Origin of the sequence: Lipingzhangella rawalii, assembly GCF_031628175.1 — a bacterium.
GTDB lineage: Bacteria > Actinomycetota > Actinomycetes > Streptosporangiales > Streptosporangiaceae > Lipingzhangella_A > Lipingzhangella_A rawalii.
Genome location: NZ_JAVLVT010000010.1, coordinates 76582 through 92007, shown reverse-complemented (window position 1 = coordinate 92007; position 15426 = coordinate 76582). Strand labels below are relative to the sequence as shown.

Below are 15426 nucleotides of genomic sequence, written 5' to 3'. Positions count from 1 at the left end.
GGTTGGTCGTTACCGAGGGAGCAGCACCCGCATCGCGTCGGGGACCGCCTCTGCGTGCGTCGGCCCGGTGCCGAGGGGCTCGCCGTCGGCGAAGGCGACGGCCCCGGGGGAGCTGACACGCACCCGACGGGCCCGGAAGGTGTGCACAGCGGGGTGTTCGACGTGGGTGCCCCGGTAGATGCGGGGAAAGAACCGAAGGAGCGTGCGAACTGGGGCGGGGTCGATCACCGTGACGTCCAGCAGTCCGTCGTCCACCCGCGCCTGCGGACAGATGCGCATCCCGTTTCCGTAGTAGCCGGTGTTGCCCACAGCCACGAGCAGGGCTGACCGGCGCTGCGGGACGCCGTCGAGTTCGAGCTCCACCTCAGTGGGGTGCAGCGAAACCAGCTCGGGGAGCAGCGCGAGGAGGTAGCGAGCCCAGCCGGGGGTTCGGCTCATACGGTTCACCCGCGCCGACACCCGAGCGTCCAGGCCGCGGGTCACCACTGTGCCGAACCACCCCTCATCGAGGCGCCCCACGTCGATGGGTCGGGGGGGCCCGTCCAGGATGACGTCGACCGCGGCCGTAGTGGTGCGGGGAATCCCCAACGCGCGGGCGAAGTCGTTGCCGGTTCCGGTGGGAACCACGGCGAGTGGAACCTCGGTTGTGGCCACGAGTTGGGTCGCCAGATGCACCATGCCGTCCCCGCCGACCACAGCCAGTACATCGGTTCCGGCGTCGATAGCGGCGCGAGCGCGCCGACGCGCCTGGTCGGGGGAGGCCCCCAGGGTGACGGACACGGTGGCGCCGCGGGCGCGCAGCCGTCGGGCGGCATGTAGTGCCACCCGGGCTCCGCGACCGTTGCCGGCGGTCGGGTTGACGAGGAGGGTCACGGTCGGCATTGGGGGATCAGTGCTCCCGGGCGTTCAGGCGTCGGTCACGTTCGCTGGACCGTCGGGGATCAGTTTGTGGGGGTTGAGAATGCCCGCGGGGTCCAGCGTGGATTTCATCGCCGCCAGGCTGGCCGCCCCCAGTGCGCCGATCTCGGTGGACATCCAGGGGCGGTGGTCGGTCCCCACGGCGTGGTGATGGGTGATGGTGCCTCCGTTGGCAGCGATGGCGTCGCTGGCGGCGCGTTTCGCACGGGCCCACCGGGCCCGCGGGTCACGCCCGCACGGGGTTGCCACGGTCAGGTACAGCGAGGCGCCGCTCGGATAGCTGTGCGATATGTGGCACATGACGATCGCTGTGCCCTCCGGCCCGTCCAGGGAGGCGTGTAGGGCGTCCCGGACCGCGTGGTAGAGCGGTTCCAGCTGGGACCAGGTCGTTGCCGTCTCCAGGGTTTCGGTCAGTACCCCCACCGACAACAGGGCGTCGCGCAGGTAGGGCCCGTCGAACCGTGACCGGCGCCAGTCGCCCACAGCCGAGGAATCGGCGGCAACGGCGGGCCCGTGGGTGCCCCCGGAGGCTGCCGAGGATGTGTCGAGGCGGCGCAAGGCCTCGTCGACCGCGGCGCGTTGTCGAGTCACCTCGGAGTCGGTGCCCTCGAACCCGAGGACAAGGAGCGAGCCGGGGGCGGGATCCCGCCCGGCAAGGGTCGCCTGGACGAAGGTCTCGGTCTCGTCGGACAGCCGGGCGACGGTGGGTCGTGGCGCCGCGCGTGCGATCTCCCGCATGGCGCGGACTCCCGTACTGAAATCGGGCACCACCCACGCGGCATCCGTGCGGGCGTGCGGGAGGGGGCGGACTCGGACGGTGACCTCCGTGATGATGCCGAGCGTGCCCTCCGAGCCGAGGACGAGCTGGCGCAGGTCGGGCCCTGCCGCTGACGCGGGGGAGCGTCCCGGAGCGAGCGTGCCCCGAGGTGTGGCCATGCGAAGGGATACCACCATGTCGTCGAAGCGGCCGTAGCCGCCGGAGGCCTGGCCGGTGGAGCGGGTGGCGGCGTAGCCACCGATGGTGGCGTACTCGTAGCTCTGGGGGAGGTGCCCGAGGGTGTAGCCGCGCGCGCCGAGGAGCTCCTCGACCTCGGGGGTGCGCAAACCCGCGTGCAGGGTCGCGGTGTGGGAGTCCTCGTCCAGATGCAGGAGCTGCTTCATTCGGGACAGGTCCACGGTGACCACGGTCGCCATGGGGCCTGCGACGGGCTCCACCCCGCCCACCACGCTGGTTCCCCCACCGAAGGGCACCACCGCGATTCGCTGCTCATTACAGATCCGCAGGACGTCGAGGAGCTCCTCGTGACTCGCGGGAAACAGCACGGCGTCCGGGCAGGGCGTCACGTCTCCGGCGCGCCGCCGGAGTAGGTCGTCGGTGCTCTTGCCCCCGCAGTGGTCGATTCGGGTCCGGTCGTCGTCGCGGAGTCCCGCGCTGCCCAGGACCGTGCGGAGTGCCGCACGTGCCGTCTGCGTCAGTCGGGATGCGGGTGGACGTACCTGGTCCAGCGGAACAGGGGGCTGCTCGCTGAGCGACGCGCCGAGCGTCTGTTCCAGAAGCGCCCGCGTCGATTCGGAGATCATCTGGGCCGGGTCGTGTTCGGGGTCTCCCCATCCATTCCACTGCATGCGATACAGTTTTACACATGACGTCAAGACGTAACGTCGAGGATCGGGTGCTGGACGCGGCCCACGAGTGTGTGGCGGCGTTCGGGGTCCGTCGCACCACGCTGACCGACGTGGCGCGTCGGGCAGGGGTGAGTCGTCCGACGGTTTACCGTCGCTGGCCGGACGTCACGTCGATCGTTGGCGACCTACTCACCCGGGAGCTGGGGATGCTCCTGGACGGATGTATCGCCGAGGCGGCGGCCGGCTGCGCGCGCGAGCGTCTCGTGGCCGGCGGCGTACGTCTCATGGTCCGCGTATGGGAGCATCCCCTGTTTGGCCGGATCATCGATATGGAGCCCGAGCTCCTGGCGACCTACACCTTCCACCGGCTCGGGGCCAGCCAGCAGGCCGTTCTGGCGGTCCTCGGCCCCGAGATCGCAGCCGGGCAGCAGGAGGGCTCGATCCGCGACGGCGATCCGGACGGACTGGCTCGGATGGTGCTGCTGGTCGCGCAGTCCACAGTCCTGTCCTGGCGGTTGACCACCGACGTCTTCGACCAGGACCAGCTCACCACCGAACTGCGGCACCTCCTGGACGCCTACCTACGCCCCGAAACGGAGTCCCCATGAGCAGCACTCCCGACACTTCCCTCAACGCCGCGCGCCGGGACCGGGAGTTGGCCGAGCTCCGGGACGGTGCGACTGTGGATCTGCTCGTGGTCGGTGGCGGTGTCACTGGGGCGGGGGTGGCTCTGGACGCCGCCAGCCGCGGACTGTCGGTCGCACTCGTCGAACGCACCGACCTGGCGCATGGCACGAGCCGCTTCAGTTCGAAGCTCGTCCACGGCGGACTACGGTACCTGGCCTCCGGTGACGTGGCCCTCGCCCACGAGAGCGCGCGGGAGCGGGACATCCTGCTCCGGGTGACCGCCCCGCACCTGGTTCGTCCCCTGCCGATGGTGCTGCCGCTCTACGAGCAGACCTCCGTGGCACAGGCCGCGGTGCTGCGCGCGGGACTACTCGCCGGGGACACGTTGAGCGCGGTCGCGGGAACGCCGGCGCGTCGGCTCCCCCGGTCCCGCCGGCTGAGCCGGCAGGAGACCCGCCGGTTGGTGCCGGGCTTGCGCAGTCCGGGACTCCGGGGCGGCCTGCTGTTCTTCGAGGGGCAGCTCGTCGACGACGCCCGACTGGTCGTGGCTCTGGCCCGCACGGCGGCGGGGCACGGGGCCCGAATCCTCACGCGCTGTGCGGCCGAGACACTGGACGCTCACGGTGCCACCATCCATGACCGGTATCGTGACCAGCGGTTTCGCCTGCGGGCGCGGGCCGTAGTCAACGCCGCCGGGGTGTACTCCCAGGATCTGGTACCCGGCGTGCGACTGAGCCCCAGCCGAGGTAGCCATCTGGTCCTGGACCGGGACGGCACCGGGATTGCCCAGGCCGCTCTCATGGTGCCGATCCCCGGTACCCGTAACCGCTTCGCCTTCGCACTTCCCCAGCATGACGGTCGGCTCTACACCGGAATCACCGACGAGCCGGTCTCCGGCCCGGCCCCCGAGGTGGTCGACGTCCCCGAGGCCGATATCCGCTTCCTCACGGACACGCTGGGTTCGGTCCTGCACAGTCCACCCGGTCGCTCCGAGGTGCGGGGGGCGTTCGCGGGGCTGCGCCCACTGCTCGACGGCGGAACCGATTCGTCGGCCGACCTGTCGCGCAGGCACACCATCGTCACCTCACCCGAGGGAATCGTGACTGTGGTCGGGGGCAAGCTCACCACCTACCGGCGGATGGCCCAGGAGGCGGTGGACACCGTGCTCGCCACCACCGGGCTGTCCTCCGGCCCCTGCCGAACGCATCGTCTCCCCCTGGTCGGTGCCGCCCCGCCCGACCGCCTCGCACGGCTCGACGCGCCACGACGCCTGGTACGGCGCTACGGCACCGAGGCCGTGCGGGTTCGCGCGGAGGCCGCAGCCGAAGCGGAGGCGGCGCAGGCGGATCCTGCTGCCCCCCGCCTGGACACGGGCGCGGACGTGGATCCGCACACCGAGGTTGCCGCAGGTGTCACCATGGCGGAGCTGCGGTTCGCCGTGCGCCATGAGGGAGCGCTGGACACCGCTGACCTGTTGGAACGGCGGACGCGAATCGCCCTGGTGGCCGAGGACCGGGTGCGCGCGCTGCCCGCGGCCCGGCAGGCCCTGTCCGCCGCGGGCCTGGCATCCCGGTAGCGTCGAAATCGGGCACGACCGAGCGGATGTGCGTCGTGTCGTTCGTTATCCGGGCTGCCAGGAGGGAAACCGCGGATGGATCAGCAGACGTCGGGACCAGGGCGGTGTCACGCGAGCCGCCGCACGGTGTTGGGGCTCGCCGGAGCCGCGACGGCCGGTGCCGTGGCCGGCTGCGCCACCGACTCCTCGGGCTCCGCTGCCGAACCGGACGCCGAGACCCAGGCACAACGGCAGGAATGGTCGGTGTCCACCAGCGAGATCCCGATCGAGGGCGGTGCTGTGTTCGACGGGCCGGATGTGGTGGTGACCCAGCCTGAGGAGGGAACCTTCGTGGGCTTCTCGGCGGAGTGCACGCATCAGGGCTGCACCGTGACCGACGTCAGTGACGGCACCATCAACTGTGCCTGCCACGGCAGCGCCTTCGACCTTGCCAACGGGTCGGTGGTTGCCGGACCTGCGGAGGATCCGCTACGTCCCGTTGAGCTGCGGATCGAACAGGACACCATCTCGGTCGACTGAACCGGGGGTGGCTCGCGCCGCTGGGCGCCGGAGCCGCCTGGGGCCGTGCCGGGCGCCGGAGCCACGTAAGCTGGACTGGCTATGACTTCTCCTTCGGCTGACACGACGGACGGCGCCATCGTTCGTCGACAACTGGGCCGGCCGCCCCGTGGCCGCTACGAGGTGGCCCACCGCTGCCCGTGCGGAGCGCCGGACGTGGTGCGGACCTCGCCGCGTCTCGAGGACGGAACCCCGTTTCCCACGCTGTACTACCTGACCTGCCCCCGCGCCGCGTCCGCGGTCGGGACGCTGGAGGCGAGTGGGCTTATGCGGGAAATGACCCAGCGGCTGGAGCAGGACTCCGAACTGCGGGCTGCCTACCAGGAGGCGCACGACTCCTATGTGGCCGAACGCGATCAGGCCGCGCGGGAGTACGGCCAGAACCCGCTCCCGGACGGGATGCAGAGTGCCGGTGGGATGCCGCAGCGGGTGAAGTGCCTGCACGCCCTCGTGGCGCAGGAGTTGGCCCGCCCCGGCAGCAACCCCCTGGGACGAGAGGCTCTGGACCTGCTGCCGCAGTGGTGGCAGACCCAGGACGGCCTGTGCTGTCGGGACCTGACCCGTGCGCAGACCTCGGCGGGAACGAGTACGACGTACGCTGGAGCGGGGGAGTAGAGACCGTGAGTGAGACCGTCGCTGCGATCGACTGCGGCACCAATTCGCTGCGGTTGCTGATCGCACACATCGCCGAGGCGTCCGCCGAGGCCCCGGATGAGGGCGAACTGGCCCTGGTAGACCTGGAGCGCCGCATGGAAGTCGTGCGGCTGGGGCAGGACGTGGACCGGACCGGACAGTTCGCTCCGGAGGCGCTGGAGCGCACGTTCGCGGCCCTGGACGGCTACGCCAAACTGTTAAGCGCCAACGGTGTCGAAGCCGGGCCGGAAACGGTTCGGATGGTCGCGACCAGCGCGAGTCGGGACGTGTCCAACCGGGATGAGTTCGTCTCCGGGGTCCGGTCCATTCTCGGGGTGGAACCCGAGGTCATCTCGGGAGACGACGAGGCCGAACTCTCCTTCGTCGGGGCGACCGCGGAACTCACGGACGGGGATTCGGACGGGCAGGCCGCACCGTTCCTCGTGGTCGACATCGGTGGGGGATCCACGGAGTTCGTGCTGGGACACGGCGCCGCCGGTGCCGAGGAGCGCGACTCCGAGGCCGGCGTAGTCCGTGCGGCGCGCTCCGTCGACATCGGATGTGTCCGACTGACCGAGCGCCACCTGAGGGACGACCCGCCCACGGCCGAGCAGATCGCGGCTGCTCGCGCGGACGTGGACGCGGCACTGGACGAGGTGGAACGCACCGTCCCACTGTCCGAGGCGGCAACGCTGGTGTGCGTGGCCGGTACCGCCACGACGGTCGCCGGGATCGCCGAGGAGTTGCCGGCTTATGACCCGGAGCGTATCCACCTCAGTCGGGTTTCCGCCGGGGAGGTGCGGGACGTGACCGAAAAGCTGGTGCGGATGCCGCGAGATGAGCGTGCGGCGATTCCGGTGATGCATCCCGGGCGTGTTGACGTCATCGGCGCGGGGGCGCTCATCCTGGACCGGGTGGTGCAGCGAGTTGGCGCCGCGGAGTTCGTGGCCAGTGAGCACGACATTCTGGACGGGATCGTCTGGCAGTTGGCACTGGGGCAGTAGGACCCCGCGGCCCGTCGTCGACAGTGCGGTACCCGGCCCGGACCGTGGCCGGGGTCTCGTGGTGAGACCGGTCACCCCAGTGGGCTCAGTGTCTTGGATAGCCGTTCTGGCCTGCGAAAATGGCGGGTCGGTGTTGCGTCGTCTGGTCTAGACCTGCCTTGATTCTGCGTCCACCTCGGAGTACCTTGTGAAAGCATGCACAAGCGAGGATGTGGAGTTGATCTCTAGCTTGACTCCAATTTTTTCGATTCTTCGCTCAAGAAGAGCTGGTGAAAGATGCTGGACATCGAAGATTTACAGATCTTTACTCGCCAGGGATGTGGCGAGTGCCGCAACGTGAGGATGGGCAGGCGATGAGCGCGACACAGGAACGGAACTACCGGCTGGTCCACGGCGGGGGCGACCAGGCGCAGATCCCCCATGTACTCGTCGTCGGTGGTGGCTACCTGGGGATGTGCGCCGCGCAGCGCATGCAGCGCAAGCTCGGACCGGGAGAGGCCCGGATCACGGTCGTGGATCCGAACTCCTACATGACCTACCAGCCGTTCCTCCCCGAGACCGCCGCCGGCAGCATCTCGCCGCGCAACGTCGTCGTCCCCCTACGCAAGGTCCTGCCGCGCGCCGACGTGCGGGGCGGCAGGGTGGTGCGCATCCGACACGCCGAGCGCATTGTCGAGATCGAGCCCACCGAGGGTGAGAACTACGAGCTTGGCTACGACTACCTGGTGATGGCCGCCGGCGCTGTCTCCCGGACCCTTCCGGTTCCGGGGCTCGCCGACTGGGGAATCGGAATCAAGACCGTGGCCGAGGCCGCATACCTGCGCAACCACGTGCTGAACCAGCTGAATATCGCCGACTCCACGACCGATCCGGAGGTGCGCCGCAAGGCGCTGAACTTCGTGTTCGTCGGTGGCGGCTTCGCCGGGGCCGAGGCGATCGGGGAACTGGAGGACCTGGCTAGGGATGCCACCCGCCTGTACCCCTCCATCGGTATGGACGACCTGAAGTTCTACCTGGTGGAAGCGGCCGACCGCATCCTGCCCGAGGTTGGGCCGGAGGTCGGGGACAAGGCGCTCAAGCAGCTCCAGCTGCGTGGGATCGACGTGCGGCTGAATACGCGCCTGGAGTCGGCCGTGGACCAACACATCGTCCTCAGTGACGGGGATGCCTTCGACGCCGGAACATTGGTGTGGACCGCCGGGGTCAAGCCCAGCCCGGTGGTGGCCGACAGCGATCTACCCCTGGGGCCGAAGGGGCACGTGGACACGACCGAGTACCTCACGGTCGCCGGAGTGGACCGGGCCTTCGCCGGTGGGGACAACGCCCAGGTGCCGGACGGGAACGGTGGGTTCTACCCACCCAACGCCCAGAACGCGGTTCGTCAGGCCCGAGTGCTCGCCGACAACGTCATCGCAACCCTGCGCGGGGGAGAACTGACCGCTTACCGGCACAAGAACAAGGGTGCCGTGGCAGGGCTTGGACTCCACAAGGGTGCTGCGCAGCTTTTGGACCGGATCAAGCTGACCGGGCGGCCGGCCTGGTTCGTGCACCGTGGGTACCACCTCTACGCGGTGCCGACACTCAACCGTAAGCTGCGGGTCCTCGCCAACTGGACCTTCAGCGCCCTGTTCCCCCGCGATTTCACCTCCCTCCCGGAACTGACCGAGCCGCGCCAGGCCTTCGAGGAGGCCGCACGTCCGGAGCCCAGCCAGGCACGGTAGTGCGTTTCCGCTGGCCCAGCGGCCATGGGGCGGGTGCCTGCACCCGCCCCATGACATGCCATCGAAAGTGGTGAACCAGGTCTTTGTGGGACACCGGTATGATGGTGCCGCCCTCGTAGCCCAACGGTAGAGGCAGGCCCCCTAAAAGGGTCACGAGTGTCGGTTCGAATCCGACCGGGGGCACCAACACCCTGCTTCCCACGTCCTGCCGTACCCGGACCTGGGGTCCCGAGCCAACACCCAGGGTCTGCGCCACCGATTTCGCGCGAACAGCCACGCCCGGGCGCCCCGGACGTTACCGTGGTCCCGCCCAGCTTTCGTGTGGCGTCAGTGCCGCTTGGCGGCACTGGACGAGGTGGTTGTGCTGTGGGGAACGCACCCGTGTCCGAGCGGCTCGCCAGGTACGAGGCCCGGAGTAGCCCCTATCTGCTCGCCCTGGCTCTCGCCTTCATCGTCGTCTACGGCGTTCCGGTCGTCTGGCCCGGACTACCGGACGGCCTACGTCTGGCCTTCGATATCGCGAACTGGGCCATTTGGGGTGCGTTCGCAGTGGACTTGGTGGTGCGCACCGCACTGGCGGAGCAGCGACTCCGGTTCCTGGCCACCCACCCCTTCGACGTTCTGGTCGTCCTCGTGCCGGCGCTGCGCATGTTGCGGGTGTTGCGAGCATTCACCGCAGCCCAGGTTCTGGTGACCCGGAGCGGGCGCCTCTCCCTGCTGCACACCACCCAGGCGATCGTGTTGGCCACGAGCTTGCTGGTCCTGATCGGAGCCCTGGCCCTCCTGGACGCCGAACGCGGCGCCGAGGGCGCGACCGTCGAGAACTTCGGGGATGCCCTGTGGTGGAGCCTGGTGACCGTCACCACCGTGGGATACGGAGACGTCGTTCCCGCGACCGGTATCGGCAGGATGGTGGCGGGTGGGTTGATGCTGGTCGGTATTTCGTTGCTGGGGGTCGTGACGGCGACGGTTGCCTCCTGGTTTCTCGGCCAGACCCAGTCCGCCCTGGACGAACAGGCCAGCAGCCACCAGGAGTACGCGAGTGGTGTGGAGGAGCGCCTCACCGCCCTCGAAGAGCGGATCGAGAATCTGCGTGCGGACCTACAACTCCGGGACGGACCCGGTTCCCACCAGTGAGGTGGATCCGCGCTCGCGTTCTTCAACCCAGCTCCAGCCGAAGCTGGAGTTGGGCGAACAGGCGCTGGTCGGCGTCGTCCAGGTCCAGTCCGCTCACCGCTGTGGCCTGGCGTAGTCGGTAGCGCAGGGTATTCGGATGGACGTGGAGCTCGCCCGCGGCCCGGCGCACGTCTCCGAAGGCCCGGAGATAGACCAGGGTCGACCGGGCCAGCTGCGAGCCATGTCGCGCGTCGTGCTCAACCAGGGCCGACACCCGTGGGTCCCGAGTTCCCGGATCGGCCTGGAGCTGGCCGAGGACCGTTCCGACGAGCAGCTGTGCCCGGACATCGGCGATGGTGGCCACTTCGGCGTCCCCCCGTTCCGCCACCACCGCCAGGACCCGGTCTGCCTGGGACCGCGACTCGGCAACGGCGTGGATGGAGGGCACCGTCGGACCCACGGCTCCCCGAACCGCGATACCCAACAGGGTCCTGGCCTCCGCGGCCACGGTCCGGGCCCATTCCACAGCCGCCTCAGGTCCGCTCTGCCGGGGAGGGTGTCGTTCCTCCAACACCACGTATATCCGGGATCCCACGCGGGTGACCAGATCGCTACGCCGATAGGCTGCGGCGTGCATCCGCACCAGGTTGGTGAGCTGCGTCAGCTGGAGTTCCCGGACGGAGCGGTCCTCGATCCCGCCGGTGGCTCCCGGGACGGGGTGGAGCTCCAGGGCCGCAACGGCGACCGACCGAGTGTCCGCCAGTTCGATCAGGCCACCGGCCACCTCGGGTTGCACCCGGCCCTCCACCAGGCCCGCAAGGACGTCGTCCCGCAGGCGGTGGCCGGCACTGGCCTCGGTGCGCTGCCGCAGCAGGTGCAGGGCCACCACGCGTGCGGCCCCACGCAGGGCCTGGTGCGCTCGCGCGGTGAACGGATGTTCTCCCTCCTGCACCCACACCGTGCCCAGGGTGTGTCCGCCCGCGTGCACACGTACCGCGAGTCGGCGGCGCAGGCCCAGCTCCGGATGTTCGTCGACCAGCACCACATCGTCGCTGGAGCGGAGCCGTTGGAAGACTCCCCACTCCCGCAGTAGGGCGAGGTAGCGCTCCGGTCCCTGCCGACCCAGAACGGACAGCCGACGCAGCTCGTCAACCTCCTCGCCCGCTCCCGAATAGGCGAGCACCCGGCTGGCGGAGTCCTCGATGCTCACCAGACCGCCGGTGAGCGCGGCGATCGTCTGGGCCAACGAGAACAGGTCACTGTGGGCCTCGGCCAGGTCCGCGCTGGTGTCGGCGCCATCGCCGTCACCCACTACCCCGCGACACAGCGCGTCGAGCTGCTCCCAGCGCACCTGCGGGCGTACCGCCAGCACGGCGAGCTGGGCGTTCTGTGCCGCCTGCCGTAGCTGGTCCCGCTCGGTTGCGGTGGCTTTGACTGCGACCGCCGTAGCTCCGGCCCGGGCCAGCGGCGCCAGCAGGTCGGCGGCCCGGTCACCACGGGCACCGATCAGCAGTACCAGGTCCCCCGGTTGGATGTCCACGGTGGGACCATCGTGCTCTGGCCCGGGCGGCGGTTCCTGCCCCGGCGCGGGGGCCACCGGTTCGTGCAGGTCGGCAGGATCGACGATCACCACGTCGGAGACCCGGACCTCCAAACCCCGGGGTGCGGCCGGGACATCGATGATCGGTTCGCCGAGGGCCCGCAGGAGCCGGCTGAGGGTAACGGGCTCACTCATACACATTCCTTGTCCAGTTGAACAACGAGGCTCCGAAAGGAGTGGGAATTACACCAAGGTATCGCCGGGGATCGCGGCGTAGGCTTTGGTGAGTTCGACAATAGAGTAGTGCGGAGGTAGTTGCCCATGGACGCTGCGACCAGGGTTCCCACAGCGAAGAACGAACCCGTGCTCTCCTATGCCCCCGGGAGTCCGGAACGAGTCGAGCTCACCGAGCGCCTGACCACACTGGCCAAGGACCCGGGACAGCTGCCGATGACCATCGACGGTGTGCGCCGCATGGGGGGTGGGGATCACATTGACGTGGTCCAACCGCACAATCACAGCCAGGTCCTCGGCACCATGGGTAATGCCACCCACGACGACGCGCGTGCGGCTATTGCCGCGGCCAAACGGGCGGCACCGGAGTGGCGCGCCATGTCCTTCGACGACCGTGCCGCGGTCCTGCTCCGGGCGGCCGACCTGCTGGCCGGGCCCTGGCGCCAGACCATCAACGCCGCCACCATGCTCGGACAGTCCAAGACGGTGATCCAGGCCGAGCTGGACGCCGCCTGTGAGCTCATCGACTTCTGGCGCTTCAATGTCTCCTTCGCCCGTCAGCTCCTGGATGAGCAGCCCTACAGTCCGGACGGTCAGTGGAACCGTATGGAACAGCGGCCACTGGACGGTTTCGTCTATGCCGTCACCCCGTTCAACTTCACCGCGATCGCTGGCAACCTGCCCACGGCCCCGGCGCTGATGGGCAACGTCGTGGTGTGGAAGCCTGCTCCCACCCAGCAGTTCGCGGCGGAGTTCACCATGCGACTGCTGGAGGCCGCGGGAATGCCCCCGGGTGTGATCAACATGGTGACCGGTGATGGCAAGGCCGTGTCCGACATCGCCCTGGCCGACCCGGACCTCGCGGGTGTGCACTTCACCGGTTCCACGGCGACCTTCCAGCATCTGTGGCGTCAGGTCGGTGAGCGGATCGACACCTACCGCTCCTACCCGCGCATCGTTGGTGAAACCGGTGGTAAGGACTTCGTCGTCGCCCACCCCTCTGCCGACGCGGACGTACTGCGTACCGCGCTCATCCGCGGGGCCTACGAGTTCCAGGGCCAGAAGTGCTCCGCGGCCTCCCGCGCGTTCGTCGCCCGCTCGGTCTGGGACCGGGTGCGCGACGACCTGGTCAGCCAGATCGAGTCCCTGCCGATGGGTGACCCGGCGAATCTGGAGAACTTCCTCGGCGCGGTGATCGACCGCCGCTCCTTCGACCGTCTCTCGGCCGCCCTGGACAGTGCGCACGGTGACCCGAGCCTGTCCGTGCTCGCCGGGGGTACTGCCGACGACAGTACGGGATACTTCGTTACCCCGACCCTGATCGAGGGAAGTGACCCCACGCACGAGGTGTTCCGCACCGAGTACTTCGGGCCCATCCTGGCGGTGCACGTCTACGACGACGCCGACTTTGAGCAGGTTCTGACCACGGTCGACCAGGGAGCGGCCTACGGCCTCACCGGTTCGATCATCGCCAACGACCGCGCGGCGATCGCCCGGGCCGCCGACGCGCTGCGGTTCACCGCGGGCAACTTCTACATCAACGACAAACCCACCGGTTCGGTCGTGGGGCAGCAGCCCTTCGGCGGCGCCCGAGCCAGTGGCACCAACGACAAGGCCGGATCGATGTTCAACCTGATGCGCTGGGCAAGCCCTCGAGCGATCAAGGAGAACTTCGTGCCCCCGGTTACGCACACCTACCCGCACATGGGGTGACGGACCTGATGCTGCGCAGACCACTGCTCGCGGCGGCTCGCTCCACGCGCTGCCGCCAGCTGATCGAACACGCCCCGTTCGCCAGCGCCCTTATCGAACGCTTCGTAGCGGGGCAGAACCTCGCCGAAGCCCTTCCGGCGATCAGCGCTCTGGCCCAGGACCGCCTGGTCACCCTGGACCACCTCGGGGAGGACGTCACCGACGCAGAAACGGCGGAGGACACTGTCCAGGCCTACACACAGCTACTCGCGGAGCTGGATCGGACCGGTTTGGCCGAGCGGGTCGAGGTATCGGTGAAACTGTCCGCTCTGGGACAGGCCCTGCCCCAGGACGGTGAACGTATCGCGCTGGCCAATGCGCGTCGCATCTGTGCCGCGGCCCAGGATGCGGGAACCACGGTCACCCTCGACATGGAGGATCACACCACCACCGACTCGACCCTGGATATCCATGCCAAGCTGCGTGCGGACTATCCCTGGGTGGGTGCCGTGGTCCAGTCCTACCTGCGCCGTACCGAGCAGGACTGTCGGGACCTGGCGGCTGCTGGCGCCCGGGTTCGGCTGTGTAAGGGCGCCTACGACGAACCTGCCTCCGTGGCCTACCGGAACCAGCAGGATGTGGACCGGTCCTATGTCCGGTGCGCACGCGTGCTGATGCAGGGATCGGCCTATCCGATGATCGCCACGCACGATCCGCGGCTGATCGGGATCACTCAGGCCCTGGCTGTGGAGAGCGGGCGCGGGCTCGAGGACTTCGAGTTCCAGATGCTGTACGGGGTGCGGGACACCGAACAGCGTCGACTGGCCGCCGCCGGGAACCGGATGCGGGTCTATGTTCCCTACGGCCAGGAGTGGTACGGCTACTACATGCGCCGTATCGCGGAACGCCCGGCCAACCTCGCGTTCTTCCTGAGGTCACTGGTGACTCGCGGCTGAGCCTGCCGCATCCACGCTGCCGTCCGGGTGATCGAATCCCGGGCGGCAGCTGCACGAGGCCGGGAACCCGCGCGCGGCCCCGTGCGTTAAGTTTGGGGCAGACCAGTGATACCCCGGAAAGGGCTTGCGACACCATGCGGATGAGCAGTTCCAACCCCGTACTGAAGCGGGCTGTGGGCTCCGGGCAGGCGGGATACGCCCCTGGGGCCCCGTACCAGCAGGGCTACGCCGGTTATGCACAGGCCGGCCAGCCCTACGGCCAACCCGGCTACCCTCAGGCCGGTTACCCAGGCCCCCAGGCGCCGATGGGTGGCGGAGAACGCCCGGTCACCATCGACGACGTCGTGGTCCGAACCGGACTGACCCTCGGCATGGTGATCCTGACCGCAGTGATCACCTACTTCGTCGGCACCATGGTCAACCCCGGGCTGGTCTACCCACTGGCCATCGTCGGGGCCCTGGGTGGGATGGTCCTCGGGCTGGTCATCGGGTTCAAGCAGTCCACGAACCCGGTCCTGATCATGATCTTCGCCGCTCTCGAGGGCCTGTTCGTGGGGGGCCTGAGCTTCATCCTGGAGATGAACCTCGCGGCCCAGGGCATCGGTGCCGCCGGGAGCCTCGTCGTGCCCGCCGTACTGGGCACCCTGTTCGTGGCCGGAACCATGTTGGCCCTGTACAAATTCGAGGTCATCCGGGTCACCAACACCTTCGTGAAGGTGGTCTCGGCAGCGGCCATCGGTCTGGTCATCGCGCTGTTGGCGAACTTCGTGCTCGCGTTCTTCATCCCGGGCGGGCTGGGCCTGCGGGAGCCCAGCTGGCTCGGCCTGATCATCTGCCTCGTGGCCGTCGTGATCGCCTCGCTGATGCTGGCCATCGAGTTCAAGATGGTCGATGACGCGATCGCGTCCGGCATGCCGGAGAAGTTCTCCTGGCAGCTTGCCTTCGGCCTGACGCTGACGCTCGTGTGGATCTACATCGAGATCCTGCGGATGATCTGGATCCTGAAGTCGATGTTCGCCGATTAGAGCATTCGCCGATGGATGCCCTCGCCCAGCCGCGGGCGGGGCTCCATGGACGACTCAACTCGGGCGCCGTTGCCTCGTCCACAGCAGACGAGGCAGCGGCGCGTTCATGGTGTGGGCCAGACGGACTCCAGCGCCGGGCTGCACCGGTACTCCGGCAGCCCGAACGCGGTTGTGGCCCCAGAGACGGGCGCGGACGGGCC

The 15426-nt window shown here is 68.9% G+C and carries 13 protein-coding genes and 1 tRNA gene; 11 read left to right on the top strand and 3 right to left on the bottom strand.

From position 1 onward, the window contains the following. Window positions 1–9: 9 nt before the first annotated feature. Both RIF23_RS17900 and RIF23_RS17895 read right to left on the bottom strand, forming a co-directional pair. Window positions 10–882 (bottom strand): diacylglycerol/lipid kinase family protein, encoded by an 873-nt coding sequence (locus RIF23_RS17900; RefSeq protein ID WP_310913742.1) that lies wholly within the window; start codon window positions 880–882, stop codon window positions 10–12. 24 nt (window positions 883–906) lie between these two features. Then, a complete protein-coding gene (locus RIF23_RS17895) occupies window positions 907–2544 on the bottom strand; it encodes an FAD-binding oxidoreductase (RefSeq protein ID WP_310913741.1) in 1638 nt (545 codons plus the stop codon). A 17-nt stretch (window positions 2545–2561) separates the two neighbouring features. On the opposite strand from RIF23_RS17895, the gene RIF23_RS17890 reads away from it, so the two are divergent. The 8 genes from RIF23_RS17890 to RIF23_RS17855 all read left to right on the top strand — a co-directional run bounded on the left by RIF23_RS17890 (window position 2562) and on the right by RIF23_RS17855 (window position 9800). Beyond that, window positions 2562–3152 carry a TetR/AcrR family transcriptional regulator gene (locus RIF23_RS17890; RefSeq protein ID WP_310913740.1) on the top strand — a complete coding sequence of 197 codons (591 nt, stop codon included), beginning with the start codon at window positions 2562–2564 and terminating at the stop codon, window positions 3150–3152. Next, entirely contained in the window at window positions 3149–4747 is a 1599-nt protein-coding gene (locus RIF23_RS17885) for a glycerol-3-phosphate dehydrogenase/oxidase (protein WP_310913738.1), read from the top strand. The genes RIF23_RS17890 and RIF23_RS17885 overlap by 4 nt, the downstream gene beginning before the upstream one ends. A gap of 75 nt (window positions 4748–4822) precedes the next feature. Further along, a complete protein-coding gene (locus RIF23_RS17880) occupies window positions 4823–5266 on the top strand; it encodes a Rieske (2Fe-2S) protein (protein ID WP_310913737.1) in 444 nt (147 codons plus the stop codon). Window positions 5267–5347: 81 nt separating this feature from the next. Continuing rightward, window positions 5348–5920: a DUF501 domain-containing protein gene (locus RIF23_RS17875; RefSeq protein ID WP_310913736.1), complete on the top strand. Its 573-nt coding sequence runs from the start codon at window positions 5348–5350 to the stop codon at window positions 5918–5920. 5 nt (window positions 5921–5925) lie between these two features. Next, a complete protein-coding gene (locus RIF23_RS17870; RefSeq protein ID WP_310913735.1) occupies window positions 5926–6942 on the top strand; it encodes a Ppx/GppA phosphatase family protein in 1017 nt (338 codons plus the stop codon). Between the two features lie 353 nt (window positions 6943–7295). Next, the gene (locus RIF23_RS17865) at window positions 7296–8663 is read left to right on the top strand and encodes an NAD(P)/FAD-dependent oxidoreductase (RefSeq protein WP_310913734.1); all 1368 of its coding nucleotides are present in this window, start codon (window positions 7296–7298) and stop codon (window positions 8661–8663) included. Window positions 8664–8772: 109 nt separating this feature from the next. Further along, a tRNA-Leu gene (locus RIF23_RS17860) sits at window positions 8773–8849 on the top strand. Window positions 8850–9029: 180 nt separating this feature from the next. Beyond that, complete coding sequence (locus RIF23_RS17855) at window positions 9030–9800, top strand: potassium channel family protein (protein ID WP_310913733.1); 771 nt, start codon at window positions 9030–9032, stop codon at window positions 9798–9800. A gap of 22 nt (window positions 9801–9822) precedes the next feature. On the opposite strand, the gene RIF23_RS17850 is transcribed toward RIF23_RS17855, so the two are convergent. Beyond that, window positions 9823–11514, bottom strand: coding sequence for a PucR family transcriptional regulator (locus tag RIF23_RS17850; RefSeq protein ID WP_310913732.1), 1692 nt, complete (start codon window positions 11512–11514; stop codon window positions 9823–9825). A gap of 126 nt (window positions 11515–11640) precedes the next feature. On the opposite strand from RIF23_RS17850, the gene pruA reads away from it, so the two are divergent. The 3 genes from pruA to RIF23_RS17835 all read left to right on the top strand — a co-directional run bounded on the left by pruA (window position 11641) and on the right by RIF23_RS17835 (window position 15226). Then, a complete protein-coding gene (gene pruA, locus RIF23_RS17845; protein WP_310913731.1) occupies window positions 11641–13266 on the top strand; it encodes an L-glutamate gamma-semialdehyde dehydrogenase in 1626 nt (541 codons plus the stop codon). 8 nt (window positions 13267–13274) lie between these two features. Beyond that, entirely contained in the window at window positions 13275–14201 is a 927-nt protein-coding gene (locus RIF23_RS17840) for a proline dehydrogenase family protein (protein ID WP_310913730.1), read from the top strand. Window positions 14202–14335: 134 nt separating this feature from the next. Continuing rightward, complete coding sequence (locus tag RIF23_RS17835; RefSeq protein WP_310913729.1) at window positions 14336–15226, top strand: Bax inhibitor-1/YccA family protein; 891 nt, start codon at window positions 14336–14338, stop codon at window positions 15224–15226. Window positions 15227–15426: the final 200 nt, after the last annotated feature.

Excerpts from the sequence above, each read along its gene's own strand:
- RIF23_RS17900 (WP_310913742.1), bottom strand. The coding sequence starts at position 882 with ATGCCGACCGTGACCCTCCTCGTCAACCCGACCGCCGGCAACGGTCGC.
- RIF23_RS17895 (WP_310913741.1), bottom strand. The coding sequence starts at position 2,544 with ATGCAGTGGAATGGATGGGGAGACCCCGAACACGACCCGGCCCAGATG.
- RIF23_RS17890 (WP_310913740.1), top strand. The coding sequence starts at position 2,562 with ATGACGTCAAGACGTAACGTCGAGGATCGGGTGCTGGACGCGGCCCAC.
- RIF23_RS17885 (WP_310913738.1), top strand. The coding sequence starts at position 3,149 with ATGAGCAGCACTCCCGACACTTCCCTCAACGCCGCGCGCCGGGACCGG.
- RIF23_RS17880 (WP_310913737.1), top strand. The coding sequence starts at position 4,823 with ATGGATCAGCAGACGTCGGGACCAGGGCGGTGTCACGCGAGCCGCCGC.
- RIF23_RS17875 (WP_310913736.1), top strand. The coding sequence starts at position 5,348 with ATGACTTCTCCTTCGGCTGACACGACGGACGGCGCCATCGTTCGTCGA.
- RIF23_RS17865 (WP_310913734.1), top strand. The coding sequence starts at position 7,296 with ATGAGCGCGACACAGGAACGGAACTACCGGCTGGTCCACGGCGGGGGC.
- RIF23_RS17850 (WP_310913732.1), bottom strand. The coding sequence starts at position 11,514 with ATGAGTGAGCCCGTTACCCTCAGCCGGCTCCTGCGGGCCCTCGGCGAA.
- pruA (WP_310913731.1), top strand. The coding sequence starts at position 11,641 with ATGGACGCTGCGACCAGGGTTCCCACAGCGAAGAACGAACCCGTGCTC.
- RIF23_RS17840 (WP_310913730.1), top strand. The coding sequence starts at position 13,275 with ATGCTGCGCAGACCACTGCTCGCGGCGGCTCGCTCCACGCGCTGCCGC.
- RIF23_RS17835 (WP_310913729.1), top strand. The coding sequence starts at position 14,336 with ATGCGGATGAGCAGTTCCAACCCCGTACTGAAGCGGGCTGTGGGCTCC.